The 16352-nt window shown below is 55.0% G+C and carries 18 protein-coding genes; 10 read left to right on the top strand and 8 right to left on the bottom strand.

Features of this window, described 5'->3' with window-relative positions; all coding sequences use genetic code 11:
* Positions 1–2 precede the first annotated feature (2 nt).
* The 3 genes from AC1DMG_RS01335 (at position 3) to AC1DMG_RS01325 (ending at position 2417) form a co-directional block, all read left to right on the top strand.
* Positions 3–1010 (top strand): nucleotide kinase domain-containing protein, encoded by a 1008-nt coding sequence (locus tag AC1DMG_RS01335; RefSeq protein WP_477180120.1) that lies wholly within the window; start codon positions 3–5, stop codon positions 1008–1010.
* Positions 1011–1320: 310 nt separating this feature from the next.
* On the top strand, positions 1321–1824 hold the full coding sequence (locus tag AC1DMG_RS01330; RefSeq protein ID WP_477180119.1) for a holo-ACP synthase: 504 nt from the start codon (positions 1321–1323) through the stop codon (positions 1822–1824).
* A gap of 62 nt (positions 1825–1886) precedes the next feature.
* Positions 1887–2417, top strand: coding sequence for a GNAT family N-acetyltransferase (locus tag AC1DMG_RS01325; RefSeq protein WP_477180133.1), 531 nt, complete (start codon positions 1887–1889; stop codon positions 2415–2417).
* 89 nt (positions 2418–2506) lie between these two features.
* On the opposite strand, the gene AC1DMG_RS01320 is transcribed toward AC1DMG_RS01325, so the two are convergent.
* The 6 genes from AC1DMG_RS01320 to AC1DMG_RS01295 form a co-directional block, all read right to left on the bottom strand.
* On the bottom strand, positions 2507–2974 hold the full coding sequence (locus AC1DMG_RS01320) for a very short patch repair endonuclease (RefSeq protein ID WP_477180118.1): 468 nt from the start codon (positions 2972–2974) through the stop codon (positions 2507–2509).
* Between the two features lie 8 nt (positions 2975–2982).
* Positions 2983–4635 (bottom strand): DUF2357 domain-containing protein, encoded by a 1653-nt coding sequence (locus AC1DMG_RS01315; RefSeq protein ID WP_477180117.1) that lies wholly within the window; start codon positions 4633–4635, stop codon positions 2983–2985.
* Between the two features lie 3 nt (positions 4636–4638).
* Positions 4639–6297 carry an McrB family protein gene (locus tag AC1DMG_RS01310; RefSeq protein WP_477180116.1) on the bottom strand — a complete coding sequence of 553 codons (1659 nt, stop codon included), beginning with the start codon at positions 6295–6297 and terminating at the stop codon, positions 4639–4641.
* Positions 6266–7762 (bottom strand): DNA cytosine methyltransferase, encoded by a 1497-nt coding sequence (locus AC1DMG_RS01305; RefSeq protein WP_477180115.1) that lies wholly within the window; start codon positions 7760–7762, stop codon positions 6266–6268. The genes AC1DMG_RS01310 and AC1DMG_RS01305 overlap by 32 nt, the downstream gene beginning before the upstream one ends.
* Positions 7755–7976 carry a ribbon-helix-helix domain-containing protein gene (locus AC1DMG_RS01300; RefSeq protein WP_477180114.1) on the bottom strand — a complete coding sequence of 74 codons (222 nt, stop codon included), beginning with the start codon at positions 7974–7976 and terminating at the stop codon, positions 7755–7757. Before AC1DMG_RS01300 ends, AC1DMG_RS01305 begins: the two co-directional genes overlap by 8 nt.
* Positions 7977–8130: 154 nt before the next feature.
* On the bottom strand, positions 8131–8340 hold the full coding sequence (locus AC1DMG_RS01295; RefSeq protein WP_477180135.1) for a hypothetical protein: 210 nt from the start codon (positions 8338–8340) through the stop codon (positions 8131–8133).
* Here AC1DMG_RS01295 and AC1DMG_RS01290 point away from each other — a divergent pair.
* From AC1DMG_RS01290 to AC1DMG_RS01265, 6 genes are all read left to right on the top strand, one after another.
* Complete coding sequence (locus AC1DMG_RS01290; RefSeq protein WP_477180113.1) at positions 8251–8538, top strand: antitoxin VbhA family protein; 288 nt, start codon at positions 8251–8253, stop codon at positions 8536–8538. The genes AC1DMG_RS01295 and AC1DMG_RS01290 overlap by 90 nt on opposite strands.
* Entirely contained in the window at positions 8535–8774 is a 240-nt protein-coding gene (locus AC1DMG_RS01285) for an antitoxin VbhA family protein (RefSeq protein ID WP_477180112.1), read from the top strand. The genes AC1DMG_RS01290 and AC1DMG_RS01285 overlap by 4 nt, the downstream gene beginning before the upstream one ends.
* Before the next feature lie 38 nt (positions 8775–8812).
* Entirely contained in the window at positions 8813–9121 is a 309-nt protein-coding gene (locus AC1DMG_RS01280) for a helix-turn-helix transcriptional regulator (RefSeq protein WP_477180111.1), read from the top strand.
* 112 nt (positions 9122–9233) lie between these two features.
* Positions 9234–10802 carry a recombinase family protein gene (locus tag AC1DMG_RS01275; protein WP_477180110.1) on the top strand — a complete coding sequence of 523 codons (1569 nt, stop codon included), beginning with the start codon at positions 9234–9236 and terminating at the stop codon, positions 10800–10802.
* Between the two features lie 14 nt (positions 10803–10816).
* Positions 10817–11698 (top strand): plasmid partitioning protein RepB C-terminal domain-containing protein, encoded by an 882-nt coding sequence (locus tag AC1DMG_RS01270; protein WP_477180109.1) that lies wholly within the window; start codon positions 10817–10819, stop codon positions 11696–11698.
* Positions 11695–12627 (top strand): plasmid partitioning protein RepB C-terminal domain-containing protein, encoded by a 933-nt coding sequence (locus AC1DMG_RS01265; RefSeq protein ID WP_477180108.1) that lies wholly within the window; start codon positions 11695–11697, stop codon positions 12625–12627. The genes AC1DMG_RS01270 and AC1DMG_RS01265 overlap by 4 nt, the downstream gene beginning before the upstream one ends.
* A gap of 1493 nt (positions 12628–14120) precedes the next feature.
* Here the strand turns inward: AC1DMG_RS01265 and AC1DMG_RS01260 are convergent.
* Entirely contained in the window at positions 14121–15131 is a 1011-nt protein-coding gene (locus AC1DMG_RS01260; RefSeq protein ID WP_477180107.1) for an ATP-binding protein, read from the bottom strand.
* Positions 15128–16057: a hypothetical protein gene (locus tag AC1DMG_RS01255; protein WP_477180106.1), complete on the bottom strand. Its 930-nt coding sequence runs from the start codon at positions 16055–16057 to the stop codon at positions 15128–15130. The genes AC1DMG_RS01260 and AC1DMG_RS01255 overlap by 4 nt, the downstream gene beginning before the upstream one ends.
* A gap of 151 nt (positions 16058–16208) precedes the next feature.
* Here AC1DMG_RS01255 and AC1DMG_RS01250 point away from each other — a divergent pair.
* Positions 16209–16352: helix-turn-helix domain-containing protein (locus AC1DMG_RS01250; RefSeq protein WP_477180132.1), on the top strand; the 144-nt coding region annotated here is incomplete at its 3' end.

Raw genomic sequence — 16352 nt, 5'->3', positions numbered from 1 at the left:
ATATGAACGCCACGCCTGTTTTAGATACATACTGGCGGTTTGCTGTTGAGCGGCAGGAAACATACTTTCGTCGCCTGACGGATCCGTTCGGGCCGTGGACCGACGATCCGATCCTGGCATCGTACAGATTCACAAATGCATACCGAGCAAGCGATCGAGTCAGTCAATATCTGATTCGAGACGTCCAGTATCGGGCGGATCGATCTAGCGAAGCACGGGAGCTATTTTTTCGGACAATACTCTTTAAGTTGTTCAACAAAATAGAAACCTGGGAAGCTGTAGAGGCGGCTCTTGGGCCAATCTCGTACAAGGCGATCGATCTAAACGACGTCGTTCGCGTGCTAGATGAGCGAATAGCAAGAGGGCATAGTCTCTATTCGGCAGCCTATATTATGCCCTCCCCATCCTTGGGGCATATTCGAAAACACGCAAATCACATTGCGCTGCTCGATAAAATGATGCGCGACAAGGTGCCTCAGCGTGTCGGGCGGGCGCGCGACTTGAACGCTGTCTACCGGCTATTGCTCAGTTATCCTGGTCTGGGGCCATTTTTGGCCTTTCAGTACACCATCGATTTGAACTACTCCGAGATACTTGAGCGCGACGAGGCGGAATTTGTTGTTGCTGGCCCTGGTGCGATCGATGGCATCGCAAAGTGTTTCTCGAACAGCAACAAACACGCTCCCGAAGAATTCATATTTTGGGTGTACGAACAGCAGGAGCGAGAGTTCGCGAGATGTAACCTGAAGTTTAGAAGTCTGTTCGGGAGGCGGCTCCAGCCTATAGATTGTCAAAACCTCTTCTGCGAAATTTCTAAGTACGCTCGCGTCGCACATCCAGATGTGCTTGGTCTGTCGGGCAGGACTAAAATCAAGCAGAACTATCGTCCGTTGCGGTCGCCAATGCCCTCTCCAATGTTCCCCCCCAAATGGAAGCTGAATACTGCTTCTCATCAAGATGGCTCGATGGGCGGGGCATCTCAAGCTAAAAGAAAGGCCTTGGCTGTATGACCTTTCCGGCGCACGAAACTAAAGTAGACAAGGCATCTGAGCCGGCTTGGTTGGGATACGTGTGCCGGGTAACCCACGTATTGATAGCCATCTTGGTCTCGACTCTGATTTGGCAAAATCTGCAGGGAGTTAACTGGAAGGCCATCGAATCCAATCCTGGCCTGTTCCACAATTCTTTGGTGGCAATTGCGCTTCCTTCGGCGGCTGGTGGCGCCACTATCTTGGTGAGCGGGTTTCGAGCCCTAGATGGGACCTTCAAGTTGGACCTATTAGGCGTTCGGGCCCGGGGAGCGAGCGGGGCGCTGATCGCTTGGATTTGCGCATTCGCGGCTATTGTTGTTGCCTTTCGAATCCTCTGGTGACTGACGTGATTGTGGGGGTCGGTGTAGATATCTGTCTCATCGAACCCATACGCCGTTCTATACGCCGTTTTGGCGACGACTGGCTAAATGAGGTGTTCACGAAAGCAGAGCGAGACGGTTGTACACGGGTTGGAGATCCATACGTCAACTTCGCCGTGATATTTGCTTTCAAGGAAGCAAGCTCGAAAGCTTTAGGTTCGGGCTTTGCAGGCGATGTAGCACGAGTCGACTTTGAGGTCACGATGTCCGATAAGGTTAGTATTGCGCTTTCCGGCGGTGCGCTTCGGCGCGCGGTTAGCCTCGCTCCTGAGGGTATAGATGCTCACGGCTGTGCAGAAGTCGACCTATCGCATGGCTGGGTGCTTGCCTATGTAGCGATGGAGAAATCGGGGTGGGCGAGAGAGGTTGGGCACCAAGCGCATACCACCATCGAAGATGTGTCGGGTCGTTGATTTGCCGAGCTTTTTCACGACACGCATTCCGCTCCGAGGAAAGAGAAGTGGGCCAAGGTTCTATGGTGAAGATTCAAGTACCGGGCGAGCTCTCATTCGATGATCGCCGCGATTTTATGCGATGCGTCCTGGAAAGCGGAGAAGTAAATCCAGGGACTCTGCCTCAGTTACTTGACCGCGCGCATAGCGTAGCGATCTCCAAAGACGGGGAAATCGTTCATGGAGTAGCGGGTCTCAAAAGTCCTAACGTTGGGTATAGAAATCAGGCGTTCGAGAAAGCTGGCGTGCCCGAATTAGCAGAGCACTTCATCCTAGAGCTCGGCTGGGTGTTCGTACGGCCGCACGCAAGACAGCGTGGCATTTGTCGCGACATGGTTAGACTGCTTCTTGAGAGGGCTGAAGGGTGTGCCGTCTATGCGACGTCGGCAGAGTCGAATAGCAGTATGCACCGTGTGTTGAAGCTATTTGACTTCGTGCCGGCTGGGAGGACTTATGCTTCGCAACGGAAGGCTCGGACCATACAACTGTTTTTGCGTTCTCCAGAAGGACGAGACTCAGGTGCCACTCCATTGCGCGGCGAGCCCTCTTCTTAAAATGAGTTCGCGAACAAGCAGCTCTAGGTCTTGTCCAGCCTTTGACAGTCCGTGAAGCGCGGCATTTGATCTACTCTTGCAGTGGGACATTACTGCTGGAACCGGGCTGCTTCTATGTTTCGTATTGTGCTTTGGCTCTGGGTGATGAATTGCGACGCCTGAGCAATGACCTCGGTCAAGTCTCTCTTCCCTGCTCCTCGAAGCGCGCATTCCCAAATTATTAGGACACGCCATCCTTCAGACCTGAGCATTTCGATGGCCTGTCGATCTCGCTCCATGTTAGCCGCAAGCTTGCTACGCCAAAAATCCGTACGAGTTTCGGGTAGCTTTGACAGTGAGCAGTCATGGGCGTGCCAAAAACATCCATGGACGAAAATGGCGGTGCGGTGACGAGAAAATACTAGGTCGGGACGCCCCGGAAGCTGTCTGTCGTGTAAGCGATATCTAAGCCCAAGTGCATGTAGTCCACGCCTGATAAGCATTTCAGGTTTCGTGTCACGCCCACGAATCCGGCTCATATTTAAGCTGCGCTGCGCCGGAGTGAGTACATCAGTCATGTGCTTATCTATGCAGCGGCATCTGCGACTATAGCTCGCAGCGTCGCTCGTAAATCGCTAGTGGCCATGCCAGGGCGCAATGTTACGGCGCCGAATTGAAACTTCTGTCTGTACGCTGGATGGAAGAGCCGGCCTGGCATCTTGGTGTCCTTGAAGTCATCTCCTAGCGAGGGAAGGTGCGGGGTCAGTAAGTACGCGGCAGAAACAATTCCTTCTGCTTTCCCGGTCTCGACCTCTTTGACCAAAGCGTCGCGATACATGTGAATGGACGACAGCGCATCGTTCAGTCCATCGCTGATTCGATACTTAGCATCGAGGACGATGATGGAGCGGTCCGCGTCGCCAGACTCAGTATTTGAAAGGACGACGTCCGGGACCATGGTCCGGCTGTAACTTCCTTCCTTTTTGGAGTCAAGCCAATACTCGCGGTATTGCCTTTGAAAGCAGAGAGCCTTATTCGGGCTAACATTTACTACAACGGCGCCGTTCGAGATGGATACGCCGCCCGCCGCTTCCGCAATGAACAAGCTGCTCAGATCTGCGTCATTGGATCCATATTCTTCCAGGGCAGCACGCAAGAGCCGCAGAAAGCACCAGAGTTCATATAGCTTGTAGGTTTTGGCCAGGGGCATCTGCAGGAAGTCACCGAACAGAGCAGCGAGGCCCAGATTCATGTCTTGCCAGAGCTTATAGAACCGCCGATAGACCGGATCGTTTCGGAACAAAGATGACATGTGAAGGAAGGCTTTGTCTTCGCCGACTTCAGCGAACACGCTTCTATTTGCCGAGTCGCTCAGCCTCCGCGCAATTTTGCGCGACCTGACTGACCAGCCTCTTGCTGCGGAAACATCGTCTGGCTCATTAGATACGTCGACTTTTGCCAGAACATCCGCAATGCCACCTAACCAAGCTGACCACGATTTGAGACAGGCTTTGATCTGGCGGTGCTCGGGGATATCTACGCTGTTGCGGCGCTGGCGCAATCTTACTTGGGCCGGCAATTTGCCACGAAGCATCGCGGGAAGCCGCGAGGGGCTCCCCACCTCAGTTCTTATGGCCCCTGAGCGGAACGATTTGATGATTTCGGGGCCTGTCGCTCGCGTCGCTCGATGGATGGGAACGATTATCTCGTGGGCGCGCAGAAAGTGGCGAGGCGTGCGCGCGATTGCGTCGACTGATGCCGTGATCTCATCTACTCGTGAGCGCAGAAATTCCAAGCGAGCGATGGGCGGAGGCCTGTTCGCCGACTGTCGCGCTATACCTTTGCGGAATGCACTGATAGAAAAAAGTGCATATGTGTCCTCGAGAATCTCGCGGACCATTGCGTCAAAGTCATCACGCGTGAGCTTGCGGAGGTCTGGATCAGTAATGATTTCGAACCGATGCAAACCAGCGCCGGGGACTCGTAGTGCTGCTTCGACAGTGCCTGCGTGAAAACCCGGGGACCAACGCCATCGCGCAGTACGTGATTCGCGCGAACGTAGAGCCTCAATGGGTACATCATCAATGAAAAGGTCAGCAGCAATTGCGTCATCACTATCTCTTAGCTCGAAGAGATAGGAGGAGGCCTCCCGCACTGCTCCTGCAGGAATGACCTCCGGCGTTGGCCACACTTGCCAAGCGGTGCCCCCAGCTTCGGCTTGGATATAGAGTGAGGTCACATCTCACCGCATGGCTTGAAAGGAGCCGAAATCGTCCAGGTCTGACACTAGCTTTCTAACAAAAGCCTGGGACCTTGGGAATTTCGAGCACAACTTATCGAGTCCATCCAATAGGCTTCGTTGCTTCTCGGCGCCGCGCAGCTTGACGAAGATCTTCTGGATCAGCAGCTGGTCCGTAACTTCATCAGGAACGTTCTTGAGGTGCAGCGAATCAAAAGCGTGGTAGCGGACAAACTCTTCGATGACACGGTAACCAAAGCCCAGTCCATGCTCCTGAAGACTACGATGGACGTTAACCAAAGTTGACCTGGCTGTCGTGCAAGCCTGTTCCAGAGTTTTGTCGCGGCCACTAAGGTTGTTGAGGAAGCCTTCAACGTCAACGGACGACATCTCAATGACCGATGCGCGGTCGAGCACCTTGTCGCTTACCGGATTGGTAGTTTCGTCGATATTGATAGTGCCAATGATGAAGAGGTTGGGTGGAAGATGAAGCTCGGCCCGTATGCTTGTGCCGTTGGTCCCTTCCAGCGGTACTCCGTTGGAGTGAAGGCTAAGCGCGCTTCCCGTTTCAATGCAGGACAGCACATCCGAGAGGTAGTACTCGACGCGGGCGAGATTCATTTCATCGAGGATCACGAATACTGGTGAATCTCGATGTGCGGTGGCAACTAGGACGGCTTCAAGGAAGGTCGGAACGACGTATCGATTTGTCAGTACGTCGTAGTAACCAGTAAGTCCCGTGGGATCGGTCCATTCAGGACGCACAGGACACTCAAAGATCAGAGGATCAGCTTCGCGGTTTGAACCTATTCCATGGACGGCTCGCGCGTACCTAAGAGCGAGCTGAGTTTTACCTGTCCCAGATAAGCCGGACAGAATGACAAAGTGTTTGTGCTCCAGAAAATTCAGAGCTGCGTGAAAGCGCCTGATCTCGCCGTTCACGTAGTAGCCGCCGAGATCATTCACCGACTGCTCGATATCTGCGACCGGGACAGCTGTAGGCATTCTGCGCATTTGCGGTCCGAGCGGCTCAGTGGCGCCCGCAATGGTCAGCTCTCGAATCTTCTCTTTGCCAACAAGATCTCCAAGATACCCAACGAAGTCACGCGCAAGAAGGCTCCGCCTCGCGGACGCTGATGGCGGCCAGATCCAAAAGGCAATCGAGTCGATCTTAGCCTTGCAGTCTTCGTCAAGCGGATCCCTGTCGGACGCTGGTGCTAACGACTCAAGAAATTCGTTGTTGTGAAAATAGATCTGACCATCGTTGGTGAGATAGAACTTCACGTTGTTGCTTATGCTTCCGACCTTCTTCCCTGCAGCAATGAGGTCCTTGTTGCGTTGCTCGCCTTGCCCGAATAGCTTGATCAGTCCTTTGTTGAATCGATCAATGTCCGAGTTGATGACGATCGCAAAATAGACTTCATCCTGCGGCGGGAAGGTAAGGACGCACAACAAGACAAATCGCTTCAGCGGCTCGATATTGCCGTTCGCGAGCTTCTCTGAATAAGTCTCTAAGTTGTTTGTGCAGGCAAAGAGGCCGCCCTCAAGCACTCGAGCGCTATTGGAAAATCCAAAATTTTTCGCTACGCGCGCTTCCTGGCCAACAGAAGGGAGGGCGGTTACCGCTTCCTCAAACCGCCGCTGCCGCTCGTTCAGATTCATCCACAATCTCCCTTTGCGCTTGCTTAATGGTTGTCAGCATCTGCTTGGCGATCGCGGCCGCAAGAAGTGGTGGCACCGCGTTGCCGATCTGTTTGAAAGCGGGGTTCATCGTGCCGCTAAAGATGAAGCCGTCCGGGAACGACTGTAGGCGAGCGGCCTCACGAACGGAAATGGTACGTGCCTGCTTGCTGTCGTAATGAATGTGGCTATAGCTGTCCTTGCCAAGATGCGCCATGAGCGTACGCGCAGGCTGATCGCGCCACATCTTTCGCCATTTGTTTGGAAACTTGCTGGCGTCATACGGAGGAACGATGGAATCCCGTAGAGCGGTATATTTTTCCGACCCCTCTTTGATCTTCTCGCCCCTGGCACGCGCTGCTGCCAAACGCTCCTGAAACATTTCCAGCGCGTGAGCATGCGCCTGCGGGTACTGGTCTCCCGGGTTCATCCGGGCGAACAGTTCGTAGTCACGCGGGAGGTAGCGGATAAGGTGATCGCTGACGCCTTCCTTTGGTGCCTCGTGCCCCGACCAAGTTCGCATCAGCGTCGCATAGGTCGAAGGCTTCTTTCGGCTGTAGCCGACCGGGGTGTCGAATCGGCGGGCGCCACGCGCAATCTTTCCAGCGGCGAGGAGCTCTCTGGCGTTGATCGTGGGTAGATCTCCCAGGGCGTCTTCGGCGGTGATCGCCGGCGGCAATTCGGGGCTGGCGGCCGGGGGCTCTATGTAGGAATGAGCGTCACTCAGGAGACCGCGAAGAGTCTTTAACGCGACTGATCGCGATCCCTCATAGCCCGGTGGGAGGACGAGCCAGTGCGAAGGCGATGGGAACGATACTTTCGCGCCAAGTTCCCGGCGATAAGCGATCAGGAACATCCTTTCACGCATTTGGGGGACGCCATAGAAGGCGGCATTCAACAGGGTGTAGCCGCAGACATACCCCTTGGACTCCAGAACTTCGCACGTTTCCTCTGCGATGTTCTGTCCACCGTGGTTCAGGATGTCAGGCACGTTCTCCATGAGCACGGCGAGCGGCTGAAACGCATCGACGTACTCAAGATATTTTTTGTATAGCTGTGCGCGAGGATCATGGATGAACGCCTCAGGATGATCGTCGATCTCCCGAAGTTTAGGGCGGCCCACCCGTGCAAATGCCTGACAAGGCGGCCCTCCCACGACAACGTCGAACGCTTCGGCTACCTTGCCTAGCCCGAGGCGAGCGCAGAGTTCTGCGGGCGACGTCTTAGTGATGTCGATCGGCTGACTATGAGGTTCGGCGCCTCCATGGAAATTGAGCCCATGGGAACGAGCTGCTTCTGGATCAAATTCCACTGCGGCACGCGTTTCAAATCCGGCGGCTTCGAAGCCGAGCGAAATCCCTCCGCAGCCCGCGAACAAGTCGAGGACGCGAGGCTTCGCATCGGTGCGCAAACGTTCCAGTTTGCGACTAAGGATGTTTTTATTCATTGATATCGAATCCTTGTTTCGAAGACAGACGCAACGGCAGCTCAAGCTGACCGTGGTGCTCATCTAAGAAGCGCTGTACAGCCATGCGAATCACCCACGCAGAAGAAACGTGGTTGGCGTCAGCCAAAGCCTGAACCTGGAAGAGTGCGTCCTCTGGCAAAGTGACAGAGGTTCGGACGCTCTTTCTGTCGGGTGCCACGGGGCTGCGGGCCATAATTAGTCCGGCGTATGTCGATGGCACCATTATGCACCACTTTGCATACGACAGACACCAGCATGCAGCACGAACTCCGTGCTCGGCGTTATACGAAAGGCGTGTCGTAAAAGGGTTGGGCCCAGTTCTGGTGCGAGTCTTCAGCACACTGATCTCATACATTGATACCGTCCTGGGAGCGGCGCATATAGATGAGTTCTGGTAGCGTTTGAGTTCTGAAGAGAGCCTTTGCCACCAAATCAATGCGGCGTCCTCCAAGGCGGTTGGGTGCGTTATGAGCCAGAAATTCCGCTTGATTCTTGCGGTTGAGCCCCGGGAAGCCGGACGCCGGCGTTTCTTGGCCGCCATGAACGGACAACATCAAGTTAGCGTCTCCGCAGTTCCTTTGGATCCCAGCAGGTCGCCAGTCGAGGAGCGTGCTTTACGGACGCGAGCGGTGTGCCAAGCACGGGAGATGCTGGAGATTCAGGGGGGCAAACTGAGCCCTGTTGACGAAGCTCAGGCCCAGCGGTTCATTGATGGTGATGTTGATCGAGCGGAATTGAATGGGGTGAGGTTATGAACGGGCCTCTGGGTGACGAGGAGCGAAAGCTTCGCCAGTCATTTGTCGATTACGCATTTGCCACAGTTGGGCTGGAAGGTCTTGTGCCAGGCAAGCATGCCCTTGTGGCAGCCCAGCGCTGGGTGGCCGGCGAGATCACGATCGCGGAGCTTGTTTCGATGCCCTTACCTGCAACTAGCCAGCCGCTGGGTGCGACCATCGAAGGCGCCACAGCCTTAAGGCCGGAACGTCTCTGATACCTTAGTTACATCGAAAGGCGGAGCATCCTGGATACGTGGACAATCGGATAAGAGTGCTCCGTGAGGCGCGGGGCCTTTCGCTCGAGGCGCTTGCCAGTGCGGCGGATACCTCAAATCAGCAGATCAGTCTTCTCGAAGCCGGTAAGCGGCGTCTTACCGTCGATTGGCTGTTGCGCCTCTCCCATGCGCTGGGTTGCCATCCCTGGGAAATCGTTTCACCTGACCTACCTAGGCCATTGCGTGTTCAGGACATCCGCCTCCTTGACCAGTTCAAGAGGCTTACGGAGGTCCAGCAAGCGGCCTTGCTCGGCTTCCTGGAAGCGTTGGCTTCTCGGCGACACTAAAGCCGTGGCGCCGCGGTAACATCCAAATCAAATGTTGGATTTGCTTGACAAAATCCAACGTAGAGCCTAAACCTTCTGCTCTACGGCGTGGGAGCTGATCCCGGGCGCGGTCATGAGCCGGCGGAGTGTGACATCGAATCTGAGCGCAGGTGGGCGGCCGATAGTGGTGGCTCAGTACGTCCGCATGTCTACCGACCATCAGCGGTATTCGACAGAAAACCAACGAGAGATCATCGCCAAGTACGCCGAACAGCACGGCATGGTCATCAGCAAGACCTATGCAGATGAGGGTAAGAGCGGCTTAAGCCTCGAGGGGCGCAATGCCCTGCAGCAGCTGATTCGGGACGTTCAGTCGGGAGACTGCGTCTTTCACGCGATCCTCGTGTACGACATCAGTCGCTGGGGACGTTTTCAGGATGCTGATGAAAGCGCTTATTACGAGTACTTGTGCCGGCGCTCCGGAATTCAGGTCTTCTACTGTGCTGAGCCCTTCGAAAACGATGGCAGCCCCATGGCCACTGTCATGAAAAGCGTTAAGCGCGCTATGGCTGGGGAATACAGCCGGGAACTGTCCAGCAAAGTCTTCCAAGGACAATGCAGGCTCATCGAGCTCGGCTTTCGACAAGGCGGACCTCCAGGCTTTGGACTGCGTCGGATGCTGTTAGACGATCACCGTCAGCCTAAGGGGCGCCTGCAGGCAGGAGAGCAGAAAGGCCTTCAAACAGATCGAGTCGTCCTTGTTCCGGGGCCGGACGAGGAAGTAGCTACCGTCCGCCACATATATAAGGAGTTCCTCGAAGCTGGGAGGCCGGAGCAAGAAATCGCCGAGCTACTTAACGCGAAGGGCGTTGCAACTGACCTCGGCCGATTATGGACGAGAGGCACCGTCCACCAAGTGCTAACGAACGAGAAGTACATTGGCAACAATGTCTACAACCGAACCTCGTTCAAGTTAAAGCAACGGCATGTAAGGAATTCACCCAGTATGTGGGTGCGCCACGATGGTGCGTTCGAGCCGTTGGTCCCAAGAGAATGGTTTGTGCGCGCACAAGAAATTATCGCGGCGCGGTCCCAGCGCCTCGATGACGCTGCAATGCTTGAGCTTCTCAGTGGTCTTCTGCGAAAGGCAGGTGTTCTCTCAGGGATGTTGATCGACGAGCAGGAGGCAATGCCATCCAGCAGCACTTATCGGCAACGATTCGGTGGGCTTGTACGTGCCTACTCGTTGATCGGCTTTCGTCCGAACCGCGATTACCGCTATCTCGCAATAAATCAGGCCTTAAGGGCCATGATGCCGGATATCGTCTCGGAAATTGTGGCGGGCTTTGATCGTTACCATGCCTCTGCCGAGACACAGGCGAAGACGGGCCTCTTGCGAGTCAACGATGAGTTCACAATGTCGATCGTGATCGCGCGGTGCCTTCAGCTCGTCAGCGGCACATTCCGCTGGCACCTACACTTCGAGGCAAGTCTTGCCCCAGACATCACCGTGGTTGCGCGTTTGGCGGCCGACCAGAAAGCCGTACTCGATTACTACTTGTTTCCCAGAATCGATCTTCCACTAAGACCATGCCGCCTCGCGGAACAGGATAACGATGTGCTTCTGGATGCATACCGTTTTGATTCTCTGGAGCCTTTGTACGCGCTGGCAGAGCGCTGCTCCATCAGCCGAGCAGCCTAACTTGGAGGGACATCATGCGCACCATAGAGATGATTCCGATCGAACGCGTCCGCGTTCTGAATCCACGAGCCCGCAATCAACGACAGTATCGCGAGATCATCGAGAACATTGGGCGAATTGGTCTCAAGCGCCCAGTCACCGTCAGCCGTAAAGCTATCTCCGAAGGAGGCTTCGAATACGATCTTGTCTGCGGCCAGGGGCGACTGGAGGCATATCAGCGCCTCGGCCGAACCGAGGTCCCGGCCATCATCGTGTCCGCGAGTGAAGAGGATTGCTTGGTGATGAGCCTCGTCGAAAATATCGCCAGGCGGCAGCATCCGGCGATCGAGCTGATGCGTGAGATAGAAACGCTGCATAAACGAGGCTACAACGAAACGCAGATAGGTCAAAAGCTCGGCGTCACGGCCTCTTGGGTGAGCATGCTCTTGAACCTCCTTGAAAACGGAGAGGAGCGTCTGGTGGCAGCTGTTGAGACCGGCCTCATCCCGATCAGCCTCGCGGTCACCATCGCTAGAAGTGACGATGCTGGCATTCAAGAAGCTCTGGCAGAGGCGTACACGCAAGGTGTCGTCAGAGGGAAGAAGCTCCCCGTACTACGCCGCTTGCTCGAACAGCGAGCATCACGGGGTAAGAATGAAAGACACTCGTCGTATGGTAGAAGGGGTAGCAGGAAACTCTCGGCAGAGAACCTTCGCCGCATCTATCAACGCGAAGTCGGCAAACAGCAACTGTTGATAAGAAAGGCCGACTTCACTCAGAAGCGGCTGCTCTTTGTCGTTCAGGCTATGCAGACTCTGTTAAAAAACCCCCAATTCGTAGCTGTGCTGCGGGAAGAACATCTGGAGACGATTCCGGGTCCGCTTGAACGGCGAATGGCACGAGGGATAATCCAATGAGCACGAAAGATGATTCCGAGGGCTGTGCGCCCGAGGGCTTTGAATTTGGCACCCGCATCATTCCTCTGTCGGCCATCCTTCCGCTAAAAATTCTTCGGCCTACGACAAAGCAAAGCCAAAAGTATAGGCAGATCGCGAAGTCGATTCACGCCATAGGCTTGGTCGAGTGTCCGGTCGTCAGCCCAAACCCAGATAAGCGAGGTACGTACTTCTTGCTTGATGGGCTCCTTCGACTTGAAATCATCAAGGAGCTTGGATGGAAAGAAGTCGAATGTCTGATATCGACGGATGACGAAGGCTACACATACAACAAACGAATCAGCCGGCTCGCCTCCATACAGGAGCACAGGCAGATCGTCCATGCGGTCGAACACGGTGTGCCAGAGGAACGAATCGCCGAGGCATTAGATATGGAACTCGGCGCGATCCGACGGCGTTTCAAGTTGCTCGATGGTATCTGCCAGGAAGCAGCAGATCAGCTCTCGGATAAATCGTGTCCCATGGTGGTCTTTGACCTTCTCAAACGCATGAAACCTATGCGCCAGGTAGAGGCCGCTGAATTGATGACGGGCCAAAGAAACTTCACAACACCCTTCATCAAAGCGATTCTCGCAGCAACATCGGATAGCCAATTGGTGAAACCACGGCATCCGACAGGAGATCGTGACATATCGCGCGAGCAGATTGCACGTCTCGAGCGCGAGCTGGAGGCGGCCCAGAGTCGAACACGGTATGCAGAGGAGACGTATGGCGAAGACAATTTACAACTCACCATCGCCAGGAGCTACGTCGCAAAACTCGTGAAGAATGAGCGCGTTTCCGCATGGCTCGCCTCACACGAGCCAGAATATCTTGCCGAATTCATGGAGATTGCTGAATTTGATTCGCTTGCCACAATCTCGGGTGAACCTCGCGAAGCAAAGTTCTGATTCAGCCCTAGTGTTGGGTCGACACTTCCGAAGGCTGGACTGTTCAATATCCCAGAACGAATGACCTGGAATGGCACCACTTATGGTGGCAGTAAGTCTGGCCAGTGATCGTATATACCGCCCAGCTTTTTCTGTGCACGTACTTCGGCGGGTGTCAGGTCAAGGACCTTGGCCTTGGCTAGCTCAACGATTCTCCTGAATCGCGTAACGGAGCCCACTAGCTCGCGAGCTTCGCTCAGTGATCTCCCCGTTGCACGCGCTACCGCGTAGCGCGCTGCTTTGACGTCGTAGGACCCAAAAGGGTTAGGTCGCAAAACCTTCATGCAGTCGAGGGCTGCCACGAAATCAGCGTTTGCTCTAACAAGTTTCTTCGGGCTCCCCTGTTGGCGGTACCTTTGCACATACTCACGATACAACACCGATCCGCGACTCGGGCGTTTAATGATGCCCTCGTCAATCTCTTGAGCGATAAGAGTTAGCCGAGGGAGGCGTCGTATATCGCGATTGGACAGGAGCCCTGCAAGGCATAGCTGCATTATCCGCGCCTTATCGAGGTCGCTGTTGGTGCTGTGCTGAAGAGCGCGGTAGCCGCCCCAGCCGCCGCGTAGCGGCGCGCAAGCAGCTTCTCTAGGACGAAGAATGAGCTCTCGCACAGGTATCCCTTGCAAAGCGCAGGCATTGATCAAGGTGTGAAGTGCTACCTTGCTGCTCGTGCTTGGGTTGTTCAGTCTTGCCAGTCGATTGATGGAACTGGAGACGTTTGGTTCTCGCCGACATTCGTCGGGTAGTGATCGAGTCAGTTCTTTAACAAATATCTCGAATGTGTCCCCGGAAATGGGTGGTTGCGCCGGGTCAGCACAAATGGCGACCATGTCCGATATCTGAGCTTCTACCCACTTCACGTAGTTCGACCTGGGAGTAAGTGTTCCTGTCGACCCCAGAAATGCGCCGCAGGATGCGCAGTTTCGTCTTCTATCGTACGGCGTGCTTGTGGGCTGCATGGAGCCACAGTGGGGGCACCTATCTTCCAGATTGCACCCATGGATCGGGCAGGTCATTCTCAGGTCGATAGACCACTGAAGACATTCACAGGACGTAAGCTCATCCCAGGACAGATAGCAGCGTGGGCACCAACGACGGCGTCCGCCCTTCCGGCCGATGGCCCCCGGCGCCAATAAGGCATCGAGGACGAAGAATGAGCCGCAGTGGATCGTGCGTACCCCGGTGAGCCATTCTAGATTTTCAATCCGTCGACGATAGATCTTGCCCGGCCCGCAAAAGCTCGAGGTTAGCCTTACCTGATGCCTGCCGGGTTCGTCGTGCGGTGGTGGCAACGAAACCAATGGTCGCATCGCGATCCCGGTGATTGCAGCCAATCTCAACGCGTAATGCTCTACGGACTCAACGATTGGTGTCCCGAGATTTAAGAGTGGTACGGGTGGAAGTGGCGCCCAAAAGCGGACGCCACAAGTCTCGAACATGCCCGCTTGCATCTACGAGGCGCTGATTTCGCGCGGCCACTGCAACGCGACCTGCGATGCTCTCATGGCGACATTTCCGGCTGCCATCGTTTCTTCGAAGGCGTGGATGTCTCGCCACAAGGTGTCGATGTCGCGCTGGTTGTAGTAGGAGCTTTCGACATCTTTCTTATGGATATTTGTCTTTCCGTCTAATCTGGCCGATTGCCTCGCTCTATCGAATAGCTTGGTGATCTCGCCAATGATGCCGCCGGTGGCAGCTAGGACGTCGTGCGCCATCCTGTATGGCAAATCACGTGGTGAGAATGAATGGGACGTGCTGATATTTTTGAGAAGTCGCAAGAAGTGCTCGTGATCTCTCTTTCTCCTCGGGCTGTATGGTGGCAACCACACGGTAGTGACACGCCGGCGAAGTTCGGAGTGTATGTCCCAAAGAAGCGCTGCTTCATGCACGCCTGTCATGATGAACATGATCTCGTTCTCTTCTGCGAAGAACATGAGATGCTTTGTGTGATCGCTTGGGGAAGTGTCGCGCCGGTTCTTCAATAAGGCGGTGACCTGGTCGACAGAGAGAAACTTGCAGGATCTCATTTTCAATGTTCGTGATAGGGTCCTCCAGTGATCGCCCTCAGTCATCTGGCGGAGTGGTAGAAGATCGGCTACTTTGGCGCTATCCGATAGATCTCGCTGGATGTCTGCGACGGTCTGGCGTGAAAGATCGCTATCCTGCAACAGCCACCTTAGATTTGGACTTTGGGTCTCGTATATAAGGGCTTTCACCAGCTCGCGTGACGAGAAGTAGGCGTTGTGCGGCAGTTTCGCAAACGTTTCGACGATCGGTATCATCCCGGTCCCCCAGCGCAAAGGGTTTCCAAAGACTTCTCGCATTACTGCATGTCGTAGGGTCGTCTTCCCGGCACCGGACGGCCCGATGATGAAGACCATATGACCCGGCTGGAAATTGTCGAACGCCGCTTTCAGCCTCTCTCGCGCCTCCAGGAAGGCAAAGTGTTCGATAATGTTCACGACGCCTCCCCCCGTTCATCCCACCCGCGGATGTCATCCCAGCTGGTCCCATCGCCACCTAGGTTCTCGCTAGGCGCGCGGGTGTCCACATCTGTCGCTGATGGCCCCGTATCCTTGAGTTCGACACGAGGCAATTTCGCCGCAAGATTGGCGTTCTCAATACGGTTGAACGTGTGTCGATTGATTTGATTCTTTCGCCTACGAGAGATCGCACGTTGGGTAGGCTGATAGAGCAAGTTAAAGAGCTTATCCTCCGCGGATAGGACGGCGGCAGATTGGACGCTGCTGTGAAAAGCCTTGATCCACTGGCCGTTTATGCGGACGCGCAGAATCGTCGGATCTTCGCAATCACTTTTGGATCGTTCGACTTTGCCTAGCCTGAGTTCGGCTATGAGTTCGTCGCTCGAGAAATATCCTTCTTCCGTCCGAATGCCCCGCCGCAGGTTGATGTTCCTCTTAAGTTTGGCTTCGATGGAAGTACTTAAGAGGAAGTCTTCGTCCTCACTGCATGCGAAGCCCAGGTCGCCGGCCAGCAGGATGCAAGCCTCCTTCTTTTCAAGAGGGGACCGGCCGTCTGCACAGGGCGTTTCAGGTAGATCCTTGTAGACATACTCGAGGAACTGCTCATGAACGACATCGAAGCCCAATTTGGCGTTGCGACGACTTTTGAATCGGCCGTCTGACTTCCTTCCTTTCTGGTCTGGGAGCGTGCTGCCTATCATTCGGTGAGCAACGGCTTGGTTGACTCGTTTGATGGTCGCTTCGGCAAGGCCATTCCATGCGCTTGCGGCCGTTGGCGACCATCGCAAAGTGATGTTGTAGTGCTCTGCAAACTCTCTCAGCCATCCAGAACGATTTTCAGGCCCGCGATCGAGATGAATCAGCTGCGGCAGCCTGCCGTGCCGCCGTACGTACTCGCGAAGCAAGATTGCAAGTCCATCTGTTCGCGCTGGACCGAAAATGAGCGAGTGATGTTGAGTTTCATCCAAAACTGAGCCACTTCCCGGGGTGATTTTCGTCGAATTTTGAGCCACCTCCTACCACCCTCCGCTCACGACACGAGCGGGAGTAACGGGAGTGATCGACGTGGCCCTATTGAGCGTAATCCGACGCTGGCACCTTCGCGACAAGATCTCGATCCGAGAGATCGCCCGACGCACGAAGCTGTCACGCAACACCATTGCCAAGTACCTGGCGAGCGGTGAGACCAGCCCGCACTAT

The organism is Dyella sp. 01N36, assembly GCF_056399745.1.
This window is presented reverse-complemented; position numbering and strand designations above follow the sequence as displayed.

Bases quoted from the DNA above. Each gene is read 5' to 3' on its own strand.
- AC1DMG_RS01335 (WP_477180120.1), top strand. From the start codon at position 3: ATGAACGCCACGCCTGTTTTAGATACATACTGGCGGTTTGCTGTTGAG.
- AC1DMG_RS01325 (WP_477180133.1), top strand. From the start codon at position 1,887: ATGGTGAAGATTCAAGTACCGGGCGAGCTCTCATTCGATGATCGCCGC.
- AC1DMG_RS01320 (WP_477180118.1), bottom strand. From the start codon at position 2,974: ATGACTGATGTACTCACTCCGGCGCAGCGCAGCTTAAATATGAGCCGG.
- AC1DMG_RS01310 (WP_477180116.1), bottom strand. From the start codon at position 6,297: ATGAATCTGAACGAGCGGCAGCGGCGGTTTGAGGAAGCGGTAACCGCC.
- AC1DMG_RS01305 (WP_477180115.1), bottom strand. From the start codon at position 7,762: ATGAATAAAAACATCCTTAGTCGCAAACTGGAACGTTTGCGCACCGAT.
- AC1DMG_RS01300 (WP_477180114.1), bottom strand. From the start codon at position 7,976: ATGGCCCGCAGCCCCGTGGCACCCGACAGAAAGAGCGTCCGAACCTCT.
- AC1DMG_RS01290 (WP_477180113.1), top strand. From the start codon at position 8,251: ATGAGCCAGAAATTCCGCTTGATTCTTGCGGTTGAGCCCCGGGAAGCC.
- AC1DMG_RS01285 (WP_477180112.1), top strand. From the start codon at position 8,535: ATGAACGGGCCTCTGGGTGACGAGGAGCGAAAGCTTCGCCAGTCATTT.
- AC1DMG_RS01275 (WP_477180110.1), top strand. From the start codon at position 9,234: ATGAGCCGGCGGAGTGTGACATCGAATCTGAGCGCAGGTGGGCGGCCG.
- AC1DMG_RS01270 (WP_477180109.1), top strand. From the start codon at position 10,817: ATGCGCACCATAGAGATGATTCCGATCGAACGCGTCCGCGTTCTGAAT.
- AC1DMG_RS01265 (WP_477180108.1), top strand. From the start codon at position 11,695: ATGAGCACGAAAGATGATTCCGAGGGCTGTGCGCCCGAGGGCTTTGAA.